The sequence below is a fragment of the Paenibacillus sp. GCM10027629 genome (genome assembly GCF_042676425.1).
GTDB lineage: Bacteria > Bacillota > Bacilli > Paenibacillales > Paenibacillaceae > Paenibacillus_K > Paenibacillus_K terrigena.
In genome coordinates this window covers 696,892-719,347 of the sequence record NZ_JBHTGZ010000003.1, presented here as the reverse complement: position 1 = coordinate 719,347, position 22,456 = coordinate 696,892, and the positions used below count along the sequence as shown (strand labels likewise).

Genomic DNA, 22,456 nt, shown 5'->3' with positions numbered 1-22,456 from the left:
CGTATCAACTAGAAGGCGTTCATTCGCACCGCGAATTGACAGCTTTCTAGTTGACACGAGCTGTTATGAATAAATAAAGAACTTAGTTTGAAACAGGAATAACGGACTCTCCTAAATAAATGGTAGATTTGCATACTTGCCCGAAATTATGATGATCGTCATCACCTTCCATCATACTGAGCAATTTTTTGGCGGCACAATGTCCCATTTCATAAAAGGGTTGAGATATTCCGGTTATATTCCGATATACTTTACGATTTAAATTTTCTGCATCGTATGTGACAAGCGATACATCCTCAGGGATTCTATATTTCAACTTTTCGAATGAACGGATAGCCGCTTCAGCGATCTGATCGTTTGCCGTAAATATAGCCGTAAAGTTTTTTTGTCTTATTTTCTGCTCAAAAAGATTGCAATACGCTTCGAATTCATTCGAGAAATCTTCCGATTCGGTTGAGATGAGAACATCGTACTCGTCTGAATATTCTAGACCGTAATCCATAATTGCCTGTTTAAATCCAAAAAGACGCTCATTCATCGTGCTTACATTCGTATTTCTGATAAATAATATACGCCGATGTCCCTGATCAAGCAGCAACTTCGTCAGATTATAGGCTCCCTCCATATTATCGCTGGTTACGTAAGGAATCTCGGTGTTTGATACAATCCGATCTAAAAACACGATTTTAATGCCGTTATCCTGAAGCAAGGAGATGAGCCTATTATTTAATTCTTCATGCCCTTGGCTCATAATCGGACTTAAAATTACCCCTTCGACTTTCCTTTCGACGGCCCCTCTAACTAGAATTTCTAACTTCTCGTAATTTCGATCATCACTTGAAATTAATAGGTGATAACCCTGTTTATACAAGGCATCTTCAGCCCCTCTTAATGCGGCAGACCATAAAGGATTTTCAATCCCCATGACAAAAGCAGCCACTAGATGCGTTCGGCCTGCATGGTTCGTCTTCCTTTTATCCATGAAAGTTCCTCTGCGGCCATCTCGGATTAACCACCCTTCCCGCTCCAATTCTTTAATCGCTTTCTCCACCGTATTTACACTGGAATCATAATATTGTGAAAACTCTCTGCTGGTCGGGAGTCGATGACCTTCGACCCACTCCCCAATTGTTAATCTTCTCTTAATGTCAGTCTTAATTACTGTATATTTGCTCGCCAATTTGTATACTCCTCAACTCTCTCTAGAGATTATACATTAACTTTAACTTTATGCATTTTTTGTGTCAACTTTTTTTGATACAAACGGAGTATTGTGTTAGAAAATTCTATTGAGGAGGTTTGTCCAAAAGAAATAAAAAACCACCCTGCGAACCTGTCTAAGAGAGATTCGGGGTGGTTGGTCATGTACGTTAGTTCCTTGCAGCGATGGATACGGAATTCTTCGAGAATCCGTACGTGGCGATCCACGTAATCATCTTGCCTGCGATACTCACAGCCAGAATCGTATACATGGTCTCTGCAATCGGTAAGTATACAAGTGATAATAATAGCACAACAGCATCCAATATAAAGAACATGGTTCCGACCGTAAAACCTGACCATTTACTTAAGAATAACGCGAGAATATCATCCCCGCCTGTTGCTCCGCCGAATCGAATGACGATCCCGGCTCCGAACCCGGTCATAACCCCGGCAAGTACCGCAGCTACGAGCATATACTCCTTCAGGTCAATCACTAACGGTGAAAACTGCTCAAAAATGTCATAAAACACCGAAAGGGAAACTGCCGCAATTACTGTATTCAGTAAGAACTTGCGCCCTTTCACGAACATGGCGACGATGAGTATCGGAATATCGAGCACAATCATCGTAACCGCAGGTGACCAGTCAAATGCATACTTCCCGAGCAGCGCTAGACCTACAAATCCACCTTCCGCCAAATTGTTCTGAAAATTAATGTGATAATAACAAAATGCCATTAAAAACGTACCGACTAACATCATAGCGACTTGTTGCAACTGTTGAATCCGTTCTTCTTTTCTCCTCATTGTCGTTCCCTCTTAACATCATTGGTTTGGGTTTAGCTTTCCAACCAACGATGAGGGAGCTCGCCTGAGGCTTCGTCCTTCGCACCATCATACGTTACACGCTTCTTTCATAGTTGGTTGGTCATTCGAACTTGTCGACTTGTAAACTTCCAACTATGACGCTAAGTGTAGGAGAGATCATAACGTTTCCAGACTGTCCTTTGGGAATTCGTCCTTCGGGGACACATGGTATCCTGATCCTTTCTTATTTAGATTTTAAAGCTCATCTGTCATCATTATACCACAGATCCCTTCATCCAGGAAAGTCGTAATTGTCAGATAATTCTGAATTATAATTGTTCACAATACGTTCTATTTTCGTGTGCGCCAAATCACATTTTCCGGTATAGTTGCGACCTATACTTAGAATAATTAATGTGACATATATCACGAAAAGAGGTTATCACCATGTTAAATCCATCTACGATTGCCATTATTAAATCGACCGTTCCTGTCCTTGAAGTCCATGGGACAGCGATTACCTCGCGATTCTATGAACTGCTATTTACCAATCATCCTGAACTGCTAAATATTTTCAATCATGCGAATCAACGTCAAGGAAAACAATCTGGTGCGCTCGCCAACGCGGTCTATGCGGCTGCAGCTAACATCGATCGGCTTGAGCAGATCATTCCCGTCGTCAAGCAAATTGGGCATAAACACCGTGCGCTCGGCATCAAGCCTGAACACTACCCGATCGTAGGCGAACACCTCTTGATCGCTATCAAAGACGTGCTCGGCGATGCGGCAACGGATGAGATTATCGGTGCTTGGGCTGAAGCTTACGGCGTGATCGCCGATGCGTTCATTGGCGTCGAAGCCGAGATGTATGCACAGGCAGAGGAACAGCCCGGCGGCTGGGAAGGATTCCGCAAGTTCATCGTTACACGCAAAGTGCAAGAAAGCAGCGTCATTTCGTCGTTCTACTTGAGACCTGCGGATGGTCAAGCCATCGCCTCCTTCTTACCGGGACAATACATTACTGTTCGTGTGAATGTACCGGGGAGTGCGAACACACATCTGCGTCACTATAGCCTATCGGATGCGCCGGGACAGGATTACTATCGAATTACGGTTAAACAAGAAGCTGGCAGCGATTCACAGCCTGCTGGCATTGTCTCGAGCTACCTGCATAACCATGTTCACGTTGGAGATGCACTTGAAATCAGTGCCCCAGCCGGCGATTTCACACTCGATCCGACTGCTGGCAGCGAAGCACCTGTCGTACTCATCAGTGGCGGTGTTGGATTGACACCGATGGTAAGTATGTTGAATACGATTGTAGCGCAGCAGCCTGAGCGTCCTGTAACATACATCCATGCCGCGTTGAATAGCGAATTGCATGCGATGCAGGGCCATATTGCGGAACTAACGGAACAGCATGCGCCCCTGACGTCTTATGTCATCTATGAATCACCGAGCACTGGCGATCACTACGACCATCAAGGCTTCATTGATCTTGCATGGCTGAAGTCGGTACTCCCTACAGCGACAGTGAACACCGGTGAATTCTACTTCTGCGGTCCAACACCATTCATGAAAGCCATCAATCTTGCGTTGAAACAACTAGGTGTGAGCACGGATCGTATTCACTACGAGTTCTTCGGCCCAGCTGGCAGTTTAGAAGCATAGTATTTATTGAATGCAAAAGGAGGCCACTTGTCTATTCGGACAATGAGGCCTCCTTTTTTGCGTTGTATGTGTGAGTGTTTTCAACTCTGATTGCGTAATAAGCGATTGATCGTCTCTCGGCGAACGCCAATGAGCTGTCCAATCTCCTCTTGCGTCAACAAATCCGTTAGCGTCTCATTCTTAGCATAGCTGGACATCCATTCTTCCAACAGCTTCAATCGTTCTCCTGGCGAACCAATCGTCAGATGATCAATACGCTGCTGCATGAATCGCAATTTCTCCTGCAGCATTTTGGCGATGGATAAGGCTTTATCTGGGTTCTCTTCTAGCTCCTTATACCACGCCTCTGCCGGAATCAGCTTCACCTCACTAGTCGTAATTGCCGTTGCCGTACCATGGAAATCCTTCGGCGTAATTAACGAATGGTGCGGAACAATTTCTCCCGGATACAAGATGTTAAATAACACCAGATTCCCATTCGGATGAACCCTTGTTACTTTGAAAATGCCACGCTTAATATGATACAAATATTCCCCTGAGTCACCTTGCCGGAACAAGATATCTCCTTTATGTACGATCATGCAGCTCTCTCCCGCCTTCATTATCATTCTCCCTATGATAACCAATGACAAGCCAACCAGCAAACAACTTCCACGCAGCTGCCAAAAATTGTTGTTGTCATACGAATATTTGTTCGCTATTATGAATATAATAAGAACATGTGTTCGAAATATGAATTAAACATTCTAAGCATAGGAAGTGTTCGCGATGAAATCTGTCCCCCTCCAGACCGAGGTTGATTTCACACTCGTTAAGCAGTATATTCTCCTCCCGATCGTACTGGATGTATTGGAACGAGATATGCAGACCCTGGGAATGGCGCCGCTCAAGATGCCGTCCATCTATGTTCGCAATTTGCAGCAAGTACAACGCCAAGTGCATGAAGACCTCGTACGGATTCGGAAGCAGCTCCGCTCTCATGGCCTCAAGGTCTACGAAGAGAAACGAACGAAGTCCGGCGTCGAGGTCCTCTATGTATGTCGTGGATACCACCATACGTTCTCCATGTTATGGAGCTTAATCAAGGCCGAGATTGAGCGTTATTTGAGCGAATACATGAATGTGGATTTGGATATGGAGATGTGAGTGCAGAATTCAGGATAATTCCATTCTAATCGGGAAAAGATAATTCATGATGAACATCACCATACTAATGCATCGAGGTGTTGACACATGAAAAAATATATTGCCTTAACCGCATTATTGCTGGCGGCAGGATGTACTTCCCCGAACGGAAATATGTCGACTAAGCAAGTAGCACCGGGAACACGTATTGAGACGCATTCCCACACGAAAATCCCGAAGACGCTGAAGACACAAGCTTCATCCACAGCTACTCCTGGCGCTCGGAAACCGGTTAGAATTCAACAGTCGCCTGGAGCACCGATGAAATGGATTGTTGTCGGGGAATCGCCGTCACAGTATCCGGCCAATCAGAATCCTGCGACGCCAAATCCGGTACAAACTCCAGTACAGAACCCAACAGCACCAACGACGCCAACGCCAGTTCAGAATCCAACGCAAAATCCTAACAAAAGTCCAAATAATCAGACTCCATCTGACTCTCAGCAGTTCGATCAAGAGGTTCTGCGGCTTGTGAATGAACAACGCGCCAGCGCGGGGTTAAATGCCCTAACGATGGATGCGAATTTATCAAAAATGGCGCTCGTGAAAGCGCAAGACATGATTCAGAACAATTATTTCGATCACAATTCACCAACGTATGGATCCCCCTTCGATATGATGAAAAAATTCGGGATCACGTATAATGCTGCTGGCGAAAATATTGCCAAAGGCCAGACGACACCAACTCAAGTTATGAACGACTGGATGAACAGCGAAGGCCATAGAGCGAATATTTTAAGCAGTAACTTCACCAAGCTCGGGGTCGGATTTTACAACAATGCATGGGTCCAAGAATTCACCGGATGACAGAACATGCTGCCTGAGTAGGCAGCATGTTTTTTTATTTATTCAGTTCACCATCTTGCGTAAAGACAAGGACATGTTCTGAATGATTGGACTGCGCATCATCAAATAGAGTCACGCGCCACAACTTCTCACTGGAGAGATATTCAACTGCTTTTACGACAGGAACAGAACTGTCTTTAAAGTGATTCAATGCTCTTGCTACGATATATTCTGCCGTGATATCAGCGCCTTGCGGTGAATCTGCCTTTATCATTTCAATGCTCTTCGCAGCAGCTTGACCTGGATATGAAGTTTCAATTTCCCCGCTAATTTCGACTTCAACCTTCGTTCCCAGTCCGTATTGTTTTTGCGTTCTCACCCAAATCGCTTCGCTCTGAGATGATGCATTGGACGAGAAAGCTGTGACTAGAAGCTGATCTGGCTTATTTTTGACGACATATCCTATATATTTATAAACAACATCTGGGGATTCCCTGTCACTGCTCTTGTCTGGATGGACGCAACCCGATAAAAGTAAAAATAGCACGAACAATAATGCCATAGACTTTCGTTTCATATCGTCCTCCCTTTCATCATCCAATCAACTTGCACAACCTAGATCTGGTAGTTATACTTTACTAAATAATTTGCAATGACTTGTTTGTCTTCATGCCACCATAAAATTGGTACTTCTCCAACTTTATTAAATCCTAATTTATTAGCTAATTGATTAGAGGCCTCATTGCCAGAATCACAATCCCAATAGGGAATTAACTTGCGTTGTCTACTTTGTATAATAAATTCCTGGCACAGTGTAAAAGCTAGACCTTGATTCCTATACTCTGAAAGTGTAATTATGTCTGGTTCAATATATCCCCCACCCAAATAAAAGGTGTTACATGCACTTACAAAACCTGATTCATTCAGATAACAGTAGCCAATTGCTCTTTCAAGATACATCTCCGCAGAATCCCAAAGCAAAGAATACGAATGATCCATTTCCTGTACATATTTATCATACAACTGTGTATTCATTCTTGTTAATTGAAACTTTCCAGATTGGACATGATGTTTATCAGGAATGATTGCCGTGTCACTTAAAATATAATGAGATCTTTTTAACTCAACCACATTATCATGTAATGGGACTTGAATCATCGAGATCCAAGAATTTGAAGAGAAATATAAATCATAAAAATGAGCGTGATTATCGGGATTAGCTAAGAAATCAAGCAAGTAACGATTGAACGATAGATCTTGTTCGTCTCCAAATAGATAATACTTTCCGCCACGGCTAGCTACTAACCCAGCTGTTGGATTATCCATATTATTAATAAATATCCTTCCTGGTTGATTACGATCAATAACAGATTGAACAAATACAAAAATGAAATCATGTTCTTTATGAGCTATAAGAGGAGTTATTTTATCGTACTCATTCGCTTTTAGTTCTATCATTTTTTATTATTCCTCTCCTCCAGCTATTTCGCCACTCAACACCTGTAATTCTAGGTTTATTACAAATTCCTTCAAAACTCCATATCGGTTCATCATATCCAGGCTGCTTCTTCTAGATACTCTCTATATCTCTTGTATGTTATGAACCCTTCTTGTCTCTTTTATTTGCTCAATGTGGTGATATGAATGATTGATATCATGATTTAATGCATCCCTTACTGTTGCTTTTCCATTTTGATGTACTAAGATTCGATCCAATGAATCAGGTATGACCTCGCACAAATACGAAATGTATCCCCGAAGTATGCTGAACAATTGTACCTCGTTCTTTATGGCTCTCTGGCTATGATTCATGGTTTGATTCCATACATCCGCGTCGAATTCATTAAAAATATACTTTTCGCCAGTGTTAGCAAGTGCATATCGATTAATTTGAAAATAGTTTAGATCACATTCTACTATGTGATGCACTATTTCTCGTATGGTCCACTTTCCTTCTCCTCTGGATAAATCTAGTTCTCTCTCACCTAAGCCGTTTAATACTTCCATGAGTACCTTTGGTGCATCATTATAAAGTTGAATAATTTTTATGTCTTCGTCTTTCATCTTTATATAGTCTCCAATCTTGATTAATTTTTATGGGTTCACTTCTGACTTCATATAATGTTGTTACATTTACGTTCAAATCTTTTCATGAACTCCCAACCTCATAATTTCTTTTACAGTTTCTGATTCAATCTATACTTTGTAAAAAACTTCTTATTCTAACCCTAAGTTTAGACCACATAGCTTGAATTCCTTTCATTTCTTACTTGTGTTTCGTCTAACGTTATTGCATTAACGACGTTCAATCAAAACTCCAAGCGACCGCAATGTAGTTAGGTTATTCAATTAATTCAATTTCAAAAAAAATTTATAATTATCGAATAGATAATATATCCAAAAAATGTTGAAACATATAATATTATCGCCCATCGAATTATTTGTCTTATAGACCTTGGGAACTGATTGAGTTGTTTTGGGTTTTGGAATCCATTAACTGCATCATAATGCTTTATCACATCATTAAATCCTTGTCGATCGGAGTCATCAGAAATATTACCAGGCTGAGTTGTATGAATGGTTTTATCTTCAAATGGGTTATATTTATATTCCATGTCATACCTCCAGAAAAATATTTGGTTTACGATCTAGTCTGCCTGATTCAACTTCTTCGAAATTCCCTCTCTTGGCGACCGAGGGTCTCGTTAGAGACCCGATGCTTGAATGCAGTGTTTATCGGATGGGCACGCCTTCTTTGAAAAACTGATCTATCCCTTATTTATTTAAAATATAATTCTCGAAATATTGTATTGGACTTGAGGTATTATCGGATAAGATACTTGTAAATACGGTAACTAATCGTCTTTCTTGATTAACAAATATATATTGCCCTCTCATGCCTCCCATACCCATAGCATAGTATGTCTTATCTTCTTCACAGTCTACATTCTTACTATTCATTATCCACCAATGATATCCATACAAGGATTCTGCAACAGAATTATTATTTGTTGATTTTTCAATCCATCCAGCAGGAATCAGTTGTTTCGAGTTCCATTCTCCATTTTGTGAATACAACACCCCAAATTTCAACATATCTTCTATCTTCATTCTCAAACCAAATCCACCTACTGCAATCCCTTGAGCATCCTGATACCAATTGAAATCGTGAATACCTAAAGGTAAAAATAAGTTCTTTTTTGCAAAATCCATTGTGTTCATTTTGGTTGCCTTCTGCAATATAGCGCTAAGTAAATGTGAATTACCACAACTATATTTCATTTGCTTTCCTGGTTCTGATTCAACAGGTTGTTCTAGAATGAATTTCACCCAATTCTTTGTTGGAATCATAGCTTCATTTCCAGACCATCTCAAACCCGAGGACATCGTTAATAGATGTCTAATTGTAATTCCGTTTTTTGTATCATCGATTTCGCTGAAATAATTTGAAATTGGAACGTCCTCATTCTCAATATACCCCTGTTGAATTGCAATTCCATACAATGCAGATAGAACACTCTTTGTAATTGAATTTACTTTGTGTTGTTTATCTTTCGTTTTTCGATTTCTAAAATATTCAAATAAAGTTGAGTTCTCTTCGTATACAACACAACTTTCAATTTTATCTTTCTTTATCGCTCTTTCGAGTTCATATAAGTTAATAATGATGATATCCCCCTTTCAGCTAACGTTACCCCATTCCCTAAGATACTCTTATCTAAGAGGAATGGCTGTGTCTACCTGATTCTGCTTCTTGAAATCTCGGAAGTACCCTCTTCATCGAAATATCATATCCGTGTCTTTGTTTCTTATTATCAATTCAATGCTTCCCTGAGTAGACCATTCGTCAAAATGTGTATGTCCTTCATCAGTATCACTTAGTTCCATACAGACCAATTCTGCTAGTCGAAGCCCTAATGAATTTGTACTCATTGAAATCAACTACCCGCTAGATCGAATTGAATAAATATTTTTAAACTTCCATGCCTCATGCATACGATCATCTTTTCTTTCTTGTGATGTCTTTAAGTCATAATTGCCTACAATATTTGCTTTATATATTCTTTTTCTAATATCTGCAAAGTCACTAAAACTTAATGGGTTGCTTGTACCATGAAAGAAAGCAAAATCAGATCCTTCTTCAGCATTTCTGAAAAGGTAAACGATCATGCTCTTTTCTCTTTGCACTAAATTAAATAAGCCAGCAAGAGTAATCAAAGACTTACTGTCTCCATAGAGATTCATCTGTGTATCGGGATATATTGAGTTCTCTAATCCGATTTCTTCCTGGGACAGATAGATTATGCTTAGACTTTTTTGATTAATCGTTAGCTTTTTAACGAGGACTTCTATGCGTATCCCTCCATTAAAATGGTATTTAGGGGATTTCTTATTACGTTCCCGTGTTCACGATGTCCCACCGACTTAAGCGAACGAACGTGAGCGGCCGCGATGCGGTTAGTCGGTGTGGATGTGTCCCGGATATCACTTCCTCGACTTATCTTCCGGGACCGAGGGGACTTGTCCCCCGATGCGTGAACACATTGTTACCTGATGCAACATGACATCTTCGAATCAACTTTCAGAGAGCACTTGGTTAACTATATCCTTAATTTTTTCCGTTACCTCAGAAGGAGAAATTGAACTTGTATTAATTAAAGGCATACTAGGATTAAAAGCCGTTGCTGCATTATTCAATATCCAGTCGTTAAATTCTTTATGGTCATTTATGAGCTCGTCAGACCAACCTCTTGCTTGCAACCTTAATTCTCTCGTTCTATCATCACAATATAGACCAATGAAGTAAGGTTTAAAGTAATCTTTCAAGTCCACTTCATCGTACTCTCCAGGCATAAAAGTCCCACATAAAATTGTAGTCCGACCATTCAAGCTTATTTGTTTGGCAAGATGGATCCAAACATTTTTAATTAACGTCCATTCATTTAATGGGCCATATATTGCGTCCAAATCCAGTGTTATGTATTCAGCACACTGTTTAAGAAGTTCGGGGATAATAGTAGTTTTTCCTGATCCACTTGCACCTGTAATTAAGAATATTGGTTTTCTCTCAGTCATTGATATTAGTCTCCAATCGGAATAATTAATGGTTTTAATAGTGATTCATATTGTTTTAGATAACGTTGTTGTGTTCCCGAACCCGAAAGGCTTAAAGTAGCTTGCTGCCGGGTGGCTCTGCCACTTAGCCTTGCAGGGTTGTCTGCTGAATTCGCTTCCTCGAATACCCTCGGCAGACCAAGGGGGCTCGCCCCCCCGCGCGTAGATACGTTGTTATATGAAGCAATCGTCATCTTAAACTTACGATCAAGTCGTTTCTTTACTAATCTTTATAGTTCTTTCTGGGAGCCATTTAATCATGCTATTAATAATTTCTTTTGACTCTTCAGAACTATCCCATCCTTGATTATCTATCATCATCTTTACGATATAAGGTGTAAATACTTTTTGAATCCTCCAGTTTGTAATGTATTTTGAAGAGGTTATTACGATTGAATAATTCTTACGTCCCCTTGTTCTGCCTATTACTTGTATTTCTTCATATCCATCTCCCCATTGAGCTGGGAAACAATATACTTTCGATTTAGGTTTAAACTTTTTTGTTCCTTTTCTTATTTCTTTATTTTCTCCGTAGCAACGTTCTTCTACTATGTTCCCAACTAAACACCAAACAAAAGGTAATTCTCTTCTTGAATCTTGACTATAAGGATCAAGTTCTTCGTCCATGAAACCACCTCTGTTCTGGAAATTATTCAGATTAGCACTTACGATTATTTCCTATAACGTTTCTGTGTTCACGACGCCTTACCACCTTAAGGACCTTTAGGTCCGGTCGCGATGCGGTTAGGTGGTTGGTGCAGGTGTATCCCGGAAATCGCTTCTTCGTGGTTACTTCCGGGACCGAGGGGGCTTTTCCCCCGATGCGTTATGAAGGATCGGCCTTCTTGGTATACCGACGCTTTCATTTACATCCCTTCTTTTCTTTCCAAGTTCAATACGTGACTTGCTTTTTGTATTCCTTCTGCTCTTGAGAACCCAATATTTCTGTACAACTTATCAGCAATTGGATTCTCAGTATATAAAGTTACTGTCCGAAAATACTTCTTTGCTTCCTCAATGATCATCCCTAAGAGTTTCTTTCCTACGCCACTACTTCTGTGCCTCGGTAAAACATATAAGTGTCTCACTCGACCTACATCAATAAGATCCAGATAAGGATCAATATTCAAACCACCTATCCCAATGACTTCCTCATCAATTATTGCTACAAATAAAGATTCTCCGAATCTATTAAATCTGTTACTTCCATCCGTGTATTCATCCTGTAATTTCTGAACCATTTTATATCCTTCAGATATGCTATCGTCTAACAACAAATTCAAATTGTACTGTTCGAGATAAGTAACTCTTTCAATAAGCATCAACGTATTCACCCTCATTTGATACATGATTTGCCGTTCTTTCATATAACGTTCTTGTGTTCCTGAGCCCGAAAGGCTTAAAGGAGCGAAACAGTGTTATACGTCGGAACTTTGAGATACTCTCAAAAGCTTACTTCTCTGTATTATCAAATCGAAAAATCAGTTTATGTCCGTCAAAAGTATCTCCATACAATTCAGCATAATTCTTTTTACTATAATTAGAAACGGTCTTCCGCCAAAATCTTTGCCCTATAATGTTTCTTTCAGATGGGTTGGTAAACAATTCCCATCTCCCTTTAAATTGTTCAAACACTTTAATAGCTGCCTGTTCTGCTATACCTTGACCTCTATAAGGGCGGAGTAAAAAGAATTCATTAACAAAATAATCAATTCCCTCTGCACAATGTGGGGGTGTAGCAATGAGAATAAATCCCGCTGGTTTATCTTCTACTAAAATTAAATAGGGGTATAAACAATCTGGTTTTTCCCACCAAATATTCTGAACCTCATATTGATCACTCAATTTTCTAAAGTCATCACTATCTTCGTAAATTCCATGAGCATTTGGAAATCTGACATAATGTTCTGATAAATCGTATAAATAGAGAGGGTATAAGTTTTTTATTATATATGCTTCGTTTTTACTGGTTAGTTGCACCTTAATCTTCATAAATTAGCTCCTTTGAAAATAATCACTTCGTTCTGTCGTATAACGTTTTTGTATCTACGAACCCGAGAGGCTTAAGGCGCATCGCGCCGGGTCCGATGGACTTAGCCTCGCAGGGTTGTGATCTGAATCCACTTCTCCGCTCGCCTCATCTTGCGAACCAAGGGCCGAACGGCCCGCAGCGTAGATACGATGTTATCTGATGCCACACACTTCACTGACATACTTAAACCATTTTAATAATTTCTTCTAACAATGCTCCTTTATTTGTTTCAACATAATAAATCAAATTATCAAATATGTTCTCTTCATTGCGATAGAGGTATAATTCACCAGCTTTATTTTCTATTTCCATTAGTACATCTGTAAACTTTTCTCCATGTTTTTCAGTAGAGTTTGATATTTGATATAGTACTTGACTATTTACATGTATTCTTAGCTCTTCAATAGTAATAGCGTTTTCTAGTAACATATTGTTTATTGTCACCATAATATTCATATCCCTAAAACAGCTTGTTTTTCTTAATACATCTATTGTCTCATTCAAGTAAAGACCACTCGAATTTTCTAGAAAACCTATTATTCCATTCATGTTTAATTCAGTATCAAAATCAATAAGAAGTATTATATTTTTTAGAACTTCAGGGATGAAATCAAGTTGATCCCGTATTTCTATAAATTCATTCTTATAGATGTTTAAAGCAATATGACCGATTAGTTCCTCGCTAGACATATAAGGAAGATTATTGATCGGTAACAATAACTCTATTGTTTCTTTCAGATTTCCCTTCATCTTAGCACCTTACCTTCGAATAAGTATTTTTTGATTTTGTGAGATTTCTCATAACGTCTTTTTCACGAACTTCGCATTATACACAATCTACGCTGTACTAGCGAACCCCCTCCAGCATTCACCATAAAAACCTCATCTTGGTTCTGTTCCTACGCCATACCATCATACTCAACAAGCAGAACTGTTTTTCCTACCTGAATCTCACCTAACATATACCGAATAAACTCACTCAACTCCGATAGCTCCACTTCACTTCGATCGATTTTCCCGTTATATTCGTTAAGGCATTGCTGAACCAAAACTTGATAAGGCTGAGGTAGTACTTGTACGCCCCACGCTCCACCTTCACGCTTCGATGTGATGATGCCTTCTTGGATAAAATAGAGCACTCTGCACAAATTCAATGTCACGTACATTGGCGTTAGATACGCTGGCGGGTTATGGATGATATCTTCCGCTGCTTCTTCGACATCATGCAGGATGGACATAAGGTACAGCTCCCGATCGATCGGCTCATACAACTCATGTAAAGGAGTGCCGTACAATGTAACCCCTCGATGGTAGGCAACCATCAGCTGTGCAGCCACATCCTTATCTTCATAACCTCCGCACAGATAGTTCTCATCTGTCAGATAGCGCTCCCGGTGGTAGTCCGAGTAATGAAATTCGACAGGCGTCGGATAGGCAAAGGTTTTCAGGTAATCTTCCAATAGGATACTGAACTCGAATCCTCGTGCATTCGGCAGCCCATCGTGCACAGATAGCGCCAATTGGGCGATTCGCTTGTTATTTTCCAATGTCAATTTTTCTCTAGCTACCAGAAGGCAATCGACATCGCTTTGAGACGGATTGAAGCAGCCCATCGCCAGCGATCCATGCAAATAAATACCCGCTAGATTATCCTTCAACTCGTCCCGAAACAATGCAACGATGTTGTCCAAATAGACTTGCATATTCAGTTCATCCAGCGATACACGCATGACTTGGTTATCTCGATATTCGCCATCGAACAATTCATGTGCATAGAGCACTTTGACCTTTTTGAACCCGCATTTCTCATAGCTTCGAATGGCCCTTGTATTCCATGTCTGAGGATCGATATAAACGTCAGCAGCACCCTTCTCCGTTAATAAATACCGAACAACCGATTTTAATGCCGTCGTCCCGATCCCCTGGTCCCAATAATCGCTCTCACCGATAAATAGATCTATGCCGTACGGAGATTGGTCTGAAGTCGATGTCACTTCGTATAATTTTATTTCATCCTCTTGTAGCGGATAGAATTGTACATACCCAATCGCTTCATGATCCCATTCCATGATCCAAGGCGTAACGTCATGCTCACCTCTCGCCCGCGAGCCGTATTTGGCAATAATCTGTTCCATCGTATACCGCGTACTGGGCCCTTCGATATAGCGCAGCAATTTCTCATCATTCAACCATTTGAACATGAACGCATAATCTTCCTCGTGATGCCGCATTCTCCGAATGGAAAGTTGCCCCTCCGCTATAAACATCGATTTCACCTCTTCTCGAAGACATTATTGATCGCCGAATACCCCAAAATCCTTCTTCAAATAATAGTGCGTATGCCTTCCTGCGTTCTCAATCACCCCATAGACTTCAAAGCCCTGCTTCTTGTAAAAGTCCAACGCCTGAAAGCTTAACGTATCCAGCTTCATAAATTCGCACCGTTTCTCTCTCGCCAGCTTCTCAGCCTCCGCGAGCAGCTTCTTCCCATACCCCGCTCCACGACAGGCAGCATCGACAAAAAGGTATTGGATCTCCATCCAGTTCCAGCAAATCTCGCCGATGATCCCGCCATAGATTTGACCTGCGTCATCCTTCAGGAACAGGTTCACCTCTTGGTACCTCCCCTTCAGATCGTCCGGGAAATGCATCATGTTAAATTCGAACATTTTGTCTCGTACATAAGCTTTATCGTTCATGTTCGACGCATTCGTAATCGTTAATTCCATCTGTATCTTCCTCTCATTGCTCTACTACTCGCTTAACCCTTCCTCCGGATACAAGCGCAGCAGCAGATTTCTTGCCGTCAAAGGGCTGTCTTCGCCTTCTTTATTTTTGACCGGCGCAAACTCCTTCTCCCGCTCCACCCGAAGCACCGTCATCTCTTCCGCAAGCGGGAAAAAATCAAAAATAAACCGTTCCAGCTTGTAAGCATTCGGCACCTCAGGAACGATGATTTCTCTAGCAGAATTCATATGCGGGATTGCCTTGGATGCTACGTGAAATGGGATCTGTGTATCCGCATGCTGCGAGATAAAATCATAACGGAACATATGAATCGAGCTATTCGCCAGCGCGTAAGCCAGATCCCCTCGATCATTACGCTCGTTCAATACATGTTCAGGAAACTCCGTATATTCTAAAATAGCTGGACGCTGATTCCTCAAACAGACCATTCCGACCTTCTCCTCAGGCCGTTCCTTGAATACCACCTTGGATGCAATCGGATGATGCTGGAGGTCCGCCATCCCAATAAATACTGGGTCTGCAACTTGTATGAGCGCATTATCCACGTTGTAGTAGAAGAGCCACGTCAATCCTCTCTTCCCCATATCCTCTAATGCACCCGAACGCTTGAGTGAGGCAAAACATTCTCCATTCCCACTCGGGGCAAAATGAAGCTCTGAAGGTGACGCGAGCAGCAGCTTGCCCTCATGGTCCATTGCAGGCATCGTATTCTGCTCCAAGAAGAAGCATTCTTCCGCAGGATAGCCAAAATACTGATGCGATTCAAAGAATTGAACCGTGTCCTCATGATTCTCCGGACTTGTCATGAGGTACCATGGAATAATACGGCCAACCCGCAGCGATAGCTGCAGCAGCCGTTCAGCTTGAAGCTGGAACAGTGACTTATGCGACGGCAAGCCGATATCGAACGTTCCTTTGGGTCCTGCATGTCCAAGCCTGCTCCCTTGGCCCCCCGCTACCACAATAACGCCAATTTTGCCGTCTCGAAGCAATTCTAAGCCGCGCTCCTCATACTGCTCATTTGCTTCTTTGGATAACGTATCCACGTCAAAATAAGGGATAGGCGAGATATGCTCTCCCTGCCCCATACTCGACGTCGATCGATTTCGATAGGCTTGCGCAAGCTGATCAAAATCAACACGCAGCACTTGTGCTGCAAGCTTTTGCTTTTCTTCGACGGATAACTCCTTCATACATCGTACAACATGGTCTTGCTGATAGGCATGAAGAAGACTTTCGGCTTGATTCAGGAGATTCTCCATCGCTTCACGCTCACTTGTCATTGTTCAAAACCCCCGTCATCCCACACGTGGACATGTAAGTGAGTTGCCATTATCCTTCGTCGTAAGTCGCAATATATAAGGAACTGCAGCACGAGACCACGCCTCCGGTGTTGGAGAACTGGACATATACTGCGGCCCGCAAGCCGCTAGCATGGGCGTCTGAATACCGCCGCCGGGATCTAAGGCGACAACACCTATCGATTCAGGCAATTCCATAGCCATCGACTGCGTCAGCCCTTCAATGGCAAATTTGGATGCACAATACGGCGCAAGCTCGGCTTCGCCTTCTCTCCCCCAGCCGGAGCTCATATTGATGATCATTCCCCGCTGCGCATCAATCATCGCAGGCACGAAGGATCGAATAACATTCACAGTACCGTTCACATTAATACGCATCACATCCGCGAATTCTTCGTCCGAAATCGACCAGATCGGTGCATTCCTGTTCACGATGGACGCATTATTGATCAGCAGATCTGGTGCACCGAACGCATTTAGCATTTGATCCGCCCATCGCGATACCGCTTGCGCATCCCCAACATCAACCGCTTCAAAATTATGATTCGCGAACTCCGATCGAAGTTCCACTACTTTATTTATCGAACGCCCACAACCATGGACGGTCCAACCCAGCTCATCGAACCGATCGACCATGGCCCGACCTAATCCTTGCGTCACACCCGTAATAACGACTCTTTTGGCTATATTCATAACTTCATCTCCTATTTCCTATTCCGATAACGGCGGGATCTCCATTTTCTGCACTTCCAGCAGACCTGGCACAAATCCCAGCTTCACATACACCGACTCCGCATCATTTCCCTGCATCACATATAACCGGAGCAGAGGATACGAGCCTTTCAGTTCCGATAGCGCCCGCTGGAGCATTAAGCTAGCAAGCCCGCGTCCCCGATACGCTGGAATGACACCGATCGAATACACGGCGGCATAATCCCCCTGTAACCCGATACGGCAATTCGCAACCAGTTCATTCGTCTGCTTATCGTAGACGAGCGTCGAGGCGTTCATCAACACTTCATTCGTATAATTCGGGTCTACGGACGGCGTATGATCTTCCTTCGCCAGTTGCCCTCTCCGTGTTGCATCAAGACCGTGAGCGAAGCTAGCGTACTCGCACGCCGTAATCTCCTGTTCATTCACATAGCGATAGGATCCATCACTTTTCTCTTCCCGCTGCAGCGTTTCGATCCGAAATTCTTCCCCCCACACCACGTCAAAATGTTCCGTCGGTCGCTGCATCCAGCGGCATCGAAACGCATCCGGCCAGAAGCCCACACGGGCGAACAGATCGACTTGATCCGGGAGCACTTCAAAAGCTTTTATCGGTTGACTTCGATCCGACCATGCAAGTAATAACTGCTTAAGCCCTTTCATCACTTGAGGTGCATCATTGAACGGCGGGATGAAGAACAAATAGTAAATCCGATTCGGACCCATCCGTACCCCACCAATTCTGGCATCCCCTTTACAAATCCAATAAGCAGGACTTCCCGAGGCAACATACGTCTCCTCTCTAAAAAAGCCATTATACGCCATGTTATAATATACGGAGCAAAAAACCCCCCATTCCTCAGGGTCCGCACTCTGAATGGAATAATCGCTTGATAATGTATATATTTTGATATTTTCAGACACCATGGTATGTATTCCTCCCTCAATATCTCACCATTCGAGCCATTCGAATGATGAAATTCTATGAAATCATGGTAAAATAGAACCGTTAGAACCAGAAAGGCGGAGAAAACGAATGGAAATGACATTTATCATTAAGCCCACTACATATACAGCCTTCGAGAATGAAATCGAACACATGGACAAATGCAAAGAATGGGGCCTTTTATCCGACAAAGCCGTGAAAACCAAGACCTTCTACTACAAAGGAAGCGGCATGAATCACCCTTGTGACATTATCGGTTACGTCGATGACTTGACTGCCGTCATTCAACTAGGCCCAGAGCAGCTGCACTGCATTCACCCCTCCTATCTAAAAGAGATGCAGGCTTCCACCTTCGGATCGAGAGTCACAGCAGCAACGGACAAATCCAATGAACCCGAACAAGAGACAGTCTCCGAACAAGCCGAACCAGAACAGCAGTCGCAAGAACCTGTTGCACAGGTAGAGCCCGAAGCAGAAGCAGACGAAGCACCTCAAGTCGAGGTAGCTGCAACCAAGACCAAGGCTAAAAAGGGTAAGGCACCTAAGCTAGAACTCCCGGAAGAGAAAGTAAAAATGACCGCTACCGTCCAAGAATTCACCACGGTACCGAATAACTTCTCCGATACGGAAGATGAAGTTATCATTTATGAAGCGGTAGCCATTATCGATCCACCACTCGAAGTCGGCGTTGCCTGGTCAAGTCATAGTGCAACACTGAAGAAATTCGAGCTGGAAGTTGGGGACACGATTACGTTTGATGCAAAAATCGTTGCCAAGAAGCTAACTAAACACCCTGTACCGTACAAAATCAACAATCCCGCGAAAATCCAGAAAACCACATCATAGAAATCAAGAGAGTATGCGTTCGCATGCTCTCTTTTTCTTTTACCTAGAGATACTTCCATTCTAAACCTAATGAACACACGCTCATAAGGAAAAAATAAATATAATCAACTCTACACATCATACCGTTAGCAAAAACGGCCCCTTCCCGTTCACAACGAGAAGAAGCCGCCCTATACTTTCCTATATCCTAATTACTCATCCATCACGCCATATGCCCGATTTTACTCTTTGAATCGATCATTTTTTTATACAAATTCAAGAAAGGCTATCTCTTCCGGCCAATATAAAGCAAATGCGATGAGATGCCAAGGATAGATGGGTCTGCGGCGTATTGATAGAGAAGCTCCATCATCTGATTAAACTCCTCTTCCCCACGGCTGCGCCAGTCGTTCCAGTTCTCCTCGGTGAACCGTCCGCCAATGCTGGACGACCCTATCAGCTCGATCGTCTCGAACCCGCTAGATTCCATGAACGGCTTAATCTCTTCCAAGGGATAGAAATATGCACCTGTGAAGCGCCCCTCATCTTGGTGGTTAAAAATCCCTGTCTCCATAAAAGACTTGATCGAATCCATATGGTCGAGCGGCTTCCACATGTCTGGGTACAATAACGCCGTCTGCAGCTTGCGAATTCGTGTCATCAAGGCGATGAATACCACACCACCAGGTTTGGTTACACGATATAACTCCTTCATCGCTGCTATTCGGTCTGCATCCGTCTGCAAATGATATAATGGGCCGAGCATAAGCACTGCATCATAATATTCTGACGGGATATCCTCCAGATGTCTCGCATCGCGTACATGGAATCCGTCGAATTGGTCATGAAGTTCGAATTCCCTCGCCTTCGCTTCAGCTTGCTCTACAACCCGCGGCGTCAAATCCGTTAATGTCACTTGATAGCCCTGCCGTGCGAGTGCCATGGCATATTTGCCCGGGCCTGCTCCGTTATCCAATATTGTGCCGGTCTGCGGAAGATACTTCTGGATATAATGCCAATTCACCAAATATTCGAGGGGCTCACGATCCAATCTTCCCCACTCGTCAAAAGCCGAATAATACCGAATAATTTCATTCATCGCAAGTCCTCCTTATTTGGAAATTTTATCTATTATATCTTCAGCGCCGCCCAACGACAACCTGAATTTCACTAATTTCAAAAAATATAGCTCGAATCTGACATTCCAACTTCATTCTCCTTTCATGAGCGAAAAGCCCGTTGTTAAGCCAAATTTCTGCTGATAAATTTATGATTGACATCCTGCATCTGGAAATGATAATATCTTCTTCCTGTCACTTGACCAAGAATGGAGGGTTATGGAAGTGATCACATTAAACGGAATCAGTAAATCGTTCCTGGTGGCGAAGCGCCCATCAGGCATCAAGCATGCGGTTAAATCGTTATTCCACCGAGAATACACGACCGTGGAAGCACTGCGTGACATCTCATTTTCTATTGCTCCCGGTGAAATCGTCGGTTATATCGGGCCTAACGGCGCCGGCAAATCGACCACCATCAAAATTATGAGCGGCATTCTAGTACCAGACAGTGGAACCTGCACAATTCATGGGTATACCCCATGGCTAGAACGCGTGCCGTATGTCAAGAACATTGGGGTCGTATTCGGACAACGCTCGCAGTTGTGGTGGGATGTCCCTGTCATGGATTCGTTCGAGCTGCTGCGCGATATCTACAATATTCCGCAGGCAGAATATCGCGACAATCTTACACTGCTCGTCGACACTCTGGATCTTGGCAGCATCATTCACACCCCGGTGCGGCAGCTCAGTCTTGGACAACGTATGCGATGCGAGATTGCCGCTTCACTCCTGCACAGTCCGAGCATTTTGTTCCTCGACGAACCAACGATCGGCCTCGATGCCGTCTCGAAGATCGCCGTACGCCATTTTATCAAGACCATCAATAAAGAAAAAGGCGTCACCGTCATCCTTACCACGCATGATATGAATGATATCGAAGCCCTTGCAGATCGCATCCTGCTCATCGGCAAAGGAACGCTCCTCTATGACGGCAGCGTCCAAGGTCTTCGCGGTCAATTCGGTACACGAAGGACCATCACGGCAGAATATCGCGAAAATGCGAACCCACTCGATATTCCCGGTGCATCGCTCCTCTCATGGACCCCCGATCGTGCAATCCTTAGTGTAGATACGGAACAAATTCTGATCTCAGATGCTATTACTCGTCTATCCTCACAAGTCGAACTGCTAGATGTCACCATCGATACCCAGCCAATTGAGGATATCATCGTACAGATGTACAAGGAGTATGAGCTATGATGAAGCCCTATCTCTCCGTATTCCGTTTACGAATTAGCAACGGTTTACAGTACCGTGCAGCAGCTCTTGCCGGTGTCGGCACGCAATTTTTCTTCGGTTTTATATTCATCATGATCTTTCAAGCCTTCTATGCCCATGCCAGTGAAGCCCCGTCGATGACACTCTCTCAAGTCATTACGTATACGTGGCTCAAACAAGCTTTTCTCGCATTAATTGTGCTATGGCTTCGAGATAACGAGTTATTCCAGCTGATTACGAGCGGCAATATTGCCTATGAGCTATGCAGACCTAGTGAGATTTACGGACTCTGGTACGCGAAGTTGCTGGCACAACGACTGTCCAGTGCCTTGCTCAGATGCTTCCCCATTCTTATCGTCGTCGCCTTTCTACCTGAACCCTATCGGCTTCAATTGCCCCCGGATATCGTCTCCGGCCTGCTGTTTCTCGCTACGCTCTTGATTGGACTGCTCATGATCGTCGCGCTCTCAATGCTTATCTATATTTCCGTCTTCGTGACGATGTCTCCTGCCGGGTCGCTCTTGTTGTTCAGTATATTCGGGGAATTTTTCGCAGGGCTGATTATTCCTGTACCGCTAATGCCTGATTGGATGCAGAAAATTGTGTACATACTGCCTTTTCATTGGACCGCTGATTTTCCGTTCCGTGTATTCACAGGAAATATATCGAAGGCCGAGGCCTTAACCGGAATCCTCGCACAGTGCCTCTGGTTAGCAGCCCTCATCCTATTCGGCAAATTCACCATGAACAGAGCGCTGAAGCGCGTTGTTGTGCAGGGAGGTTAA

Annotated in this window: 27 protein-coding genes; 6 read left to right on the top strand and 21 right to left on the bottom strand. The window is 43.0% G+C overall.

Features of this window, described 5'->3' with window-relative positions:
* Positions 1–82: 82 nt before the first annotated feature.
* Both ACFQZR_RS03860 and ACFQZR_RS03855 read right to left on the bottom strand, forming a co-directional pair.
* On the bottom strand, positions 83–1,180 hold the full coding sequence (locus ACFQZR_RS03860; RefSeq protein WP_379343017.1) for a GntR family transcriptional regulator: 1,098 nt from the start codon (positions 1,178–1,180) through the stop codon (positions 83–85).
* A gap of 190 nt (positions 1,181–1,370) precedes the next feature.
* Positions 1,371–2,009 (bottom strand): YitT family protein, encoded by a 639-nt coding sequence (locus ACFQZR_RS03855; RefSeq protein WP_379343015.1) that lies wholly within the window; start codon positions 2,007–2,009, stop codon positions 1,371–1,373.
* A 447-nt stretch (positions 2,010–2,456) separates the two neighbouring features.
* On the opposite strand from ACFQZR_RS03855, the gene hmpA reads away from it, so the two are divergent.
* Positions 2,457–3,680 (top strand): NO-inducible flavohemoprotein, encoded by a 1,224-nt coding sequence (hmpA, locus tag ACFQZR_RS03850; RefSeq protein ID WP_379343013.1) that lies wholly within the window; start codon positions 2,457–2,459, stop codon positions 3,678–3,680.
* Positions 3,681–3,760: 80 nt separating this feature from the next.
* Here the strand turns inward: hmpA and ACFQZR_RS03845 are convergent, their stop codons facing one another.
* Positions 3,761–4,261, bottom strand: coding sequence for a Crp/Fnr family transcriptional regulator (locus tag ACFQZR_RS03845; RefSeq protein ID WP_379343011.1), 501 nt, complete (start codon positions 4,259–4,261; stop codon positions 3,761–3,763).
* 187 nt (positions 4,262–4,448) lie between these two features.
* On the opposite strand from ACFQZR_RS03845, the gene ACFQZR_RS03840 reads away from it, so the two are divergent.
* Together ACFQZR_RS03840 and ACFQZR_RS03835 are read left to right on the top strand one after the other, a co-directional pair.
* Entirely contained in the window at positions 4,449–4,826 is a 378-nt protein-coding gene (locus ACFQZR_RS03840) for a YhjD family protein (protein ID WP_379343009.1), read from the top strand.
* Positions 4,827–4,913: 87 nt separating this feature from the next.
* Positions 4,914–5,672, top strand: a complete 759-nt coding sequence (locus ACFQZR_RS03835) for a CAP domain-containing protein (RefSeq protein ID WP_379343004.1) — start codon at positions 4,914–4,916, stop codon at positions 5,670–5,672.
* A gap of 34 nt (positions 5,673–5,706) precedes the next feature.
* Here ACFQZR_RS03835 and ACFQZR_RS03830 read toward each other — a convergent pair whose 3' ends face one another.
* The 17 genes from ACFQZR_RS03830 to ACFQZR_RS03750 form a co-directional block, all read right to left on the bottom strand.
* Positions 5,707–6,228, bottom strand: coding sequence for a DUF3221 domain-containing protein (locus ACFQZR_RS03830; protein WP_379343002.1), 522 nt, complete (start codon positions 6,226–6,228; stop codon positions 5,707–5,709).
* Between the two features lie 38 nt (positions 6,229–6,266).
* Positions 6,267–7,109, bottom strand: a complete 843-nt coding sequence (locus ACFQZR_RS03825; protein WP_379343000.1) for a GNAT family N-acetyltransferase — start codon at positions 7,107–7,109, stop codon at positions 6,267–6,269.
* A 123-nt stretch (positions 7,110–7,232) separates the two neighbouring features.
* Positions 7,233–7,715 carry a DinB family protein gene (locus ACFQZR_RS03820; RefSeq protein WP_379342998.1) on the bottom strand — a complete coding sequence of 161 codons (483 nt, stop codon included), beginning with the start codon at positions 7,713–7,715 and terminating at the stop codon, positions 7,233–7,235.
* Between the two features lie 296 nt (positions 7,716–8,011).
* A complete protein-coding gene (locus ACFQZR_RS03815) occupies positions 8,012–8,266 on the bottom strand; it encodes a hypothetical protein (protein WP_379342996.1) in 255 nt (84 codons plus the stop codon).
* 160 nt (positions 8,267–8,426) lie between these two features.
* Positions 8,427–9,272, bottom strand: a complete 846-nt coding sequence (locus ACFQZR_RS03810; protein WP_379343800.1) for a serine hydrolase domain-containing protein — start codon at positions 9,270–9,272, stop codon at positions 8,427–8,429.
* Positions 9,273–9,593: 321 nt separating this feature from the next.
* Positions 9,594–9,896 (bottom strand): hypothetical protein, encoded by a 303-nt coding sequence (locus tag ACFQZR_RS03805; RefSeq protein ID WP_379342994.1) that lies wholly within the window; start codon positions 9,894–9,896, stop codon positions 9,594–9,596.
* Positions 9,897–10,226: 330 nt separating this feature from the next.
* Positions 10,227–10,727: a DEAD/DEAH box helicase family protein gene (locus tag ACFQZR_RS03800; protein WP_379342992.1), complete on the bottom strand. Its 501-nt coding sequence runs from the start codon at positions 10,725–10,727 to the stop codon at positions 10,227–10,229.
* Positions 10,728–10,732: 5 nt separating this feature from the next.
* Complete coding sequence (locus tag ACFQZR_RS03795) at positions 10,733–10,960, bottom strand: hypothetical protein (RefSeq protein WP_379342990.1); 228 nt, start codon at positions 10,958–10,960, stop codon at positions 10,733–10,735.
* Between the two features lie 13 nt (positions 10,961–10,973).
* Entirely contained in the window at positions 10,974–11,393 is a 420-nt protein-coding gene (locus ACFQZR_RS03790) for a hypothetical protein (RefSeq protein ID WP_379342988.1), read from the bottom strand.
* A gap of 239 nt (positions 11,394–11,632) precedes the next feature.
* Positions 11,633–12,088, bottom strand: a complete 456-nt coding sequence (locus ACFQZR_RS03785) for a GNAT family N-acetyltransferase (RefSeq protein WP_379343798.1) — start codon at positions 12,086–12,088, stop codon at positions 11,633–11,635.
* Between the two features lie 130 nt (positions 12,089–12,218).
* Positions 12,219–12,758 (bottom strand): GNAT family N-acetyltransferase, encoded by a 540-nt coding sequence (locus ACFQZR_RS03780; protein ID WP_379342986.1) that lies wholly within the window; start codon positions 12,756–12,758, stop codon positions 12,219–12,221.
* 223 nt (positions 12,759–12,981) lie between these two features.
* On the bottom strand, positions 12,982–13,548 hold the full coding sequence (locus ACFQZR_RS03775; protein ID WP_379342984.1) for a DMP19 family protein: 567 nt from the start codon (positions 13,546–13,548) through the stop codon (positions 12,982–12,984).
* A 149-nt stretch (positions 13,549–13,697) separates the two neighbouring features.
* The gene (locus ACFQZR_RS03770) at positions 13,698–15,065 is read right to left on the bottom strand and encodes a GNAT family N-acetyltransferase (protein WP_379342982.1); all 1,368 of its coding nucleotides are present in this window, start codon (positions 15,063–15,065) and stop codon (positions 13,698–13,700) included.
* A 24-nt stretch (positions 15,066–15,089) separates the two neighbouring features.
* Entirely contained in the window at positions 15,090–15,527 is a 438-nt protein-coding gene (locus tag ACFQZR_RS03765; protein WP_379342980.1) for a GNAT family N-acetyltransferase, read from the bottom strand.
* 24 nt (positions 15,528–15,551) lie between these two features.
* On the bottom strand, positions 15,552–16,829 hold the full coding sequence (locus ACFQZR_RS03760; RefSeq protein ID WP_379342978.1) for a UTP--glucose-1-phosphate uridylyltransferase: 1,278 nt from the start codon (positions 16,827–16,829) through the stop codon (positions 15,552–15,554).
* A gap of 15 nt (positions 16,830–16,844) precedes the next feature.
* Complete coding sequence (locus ACFQZR_RS03755; RefSeq protein ID WP_379342976.1) at positions 16,845–17,540, bottom strand: SDR family oxidoreductase; 696 nt, start codon at positions 17,538–17,540, stop codon at positions 16,845–16,847.
* 18 nt (positions 17,541–17,558) lie between these two features.
* A complete protein-coding gene (locus ACFQZR_RS03750; RefSeq protein WP_379342974.1) occupies positions 17,559–18,488 on the bottom strand; it encodes a GNAT family N-acetyltransferase in 930 nt (309 codons plus the stop codon).
* Between the two features lie 109 nt (positions 18,489–18,597).
* Here ACFQZR_RS03750 and ACFQZR_RS03745 point away from each other — a divergent pair, with 109 nt between their 5' ends.
* On the top strand, positions 18,598–19,353 hold the full coding sequence (locus ACFQZR_RS03745) for a hypothetical protein (RefSeq protein WP_379342972.1): 756 nt from the start codon (positions 18,598–18,600) through the stop codon (positions 19,351–19,353).
* A gap of 265 nt (positions 19,354–19,618) precedes the next feature.
* On the opposite strand, the gene ACFQZR_RS03740 is transcribed toward ACFQZR_RS03745, so the two are convergent.
* A complete protein-coding gene (locus ACFQZR_RS03740; protein WP_379342970.1) occupies positions 19,619–20,431 on the bottom strand; it encodes a class I SAM-dependent methyltransferase in 813 nt (270 codons plus the stop codon).
* 238 nt (positions 20,432–20,669) lie between these two features.
* Here ACFQZR_RS03740 and ACFQZR_RS03735 point away from each other — a divergent pair, with 238 nt between their 5' ends.
* Both ACFQZR_RS03735 and ACFQZR_RS03730 read left to right on the top strand, forming a co-directional pair.
* Positions 20,670–21,653: an ABC transporter ATP-binding protein gene (locus tag ACFQZR_RS03735; RefSeq protein WP_379342968.1), complete on the top strand. Its 984-nt coding sequence runs from the start codon at positions 20,670–20,672 to the stop codon at positions 21,651–21,653.
* Entirely contained in the window at positions 21,650–22,456 is an 807-nt protein-coding gene (locus tag ACFQZR_RS03730; protein ID WP_379342966.1) for an ABC transporter permease, read from the top strand. The genes ACFQZR_RS03735 and ACFQZR_RS03730 overlap by 4 nt, the downstream gene beginning before the upstream one ends.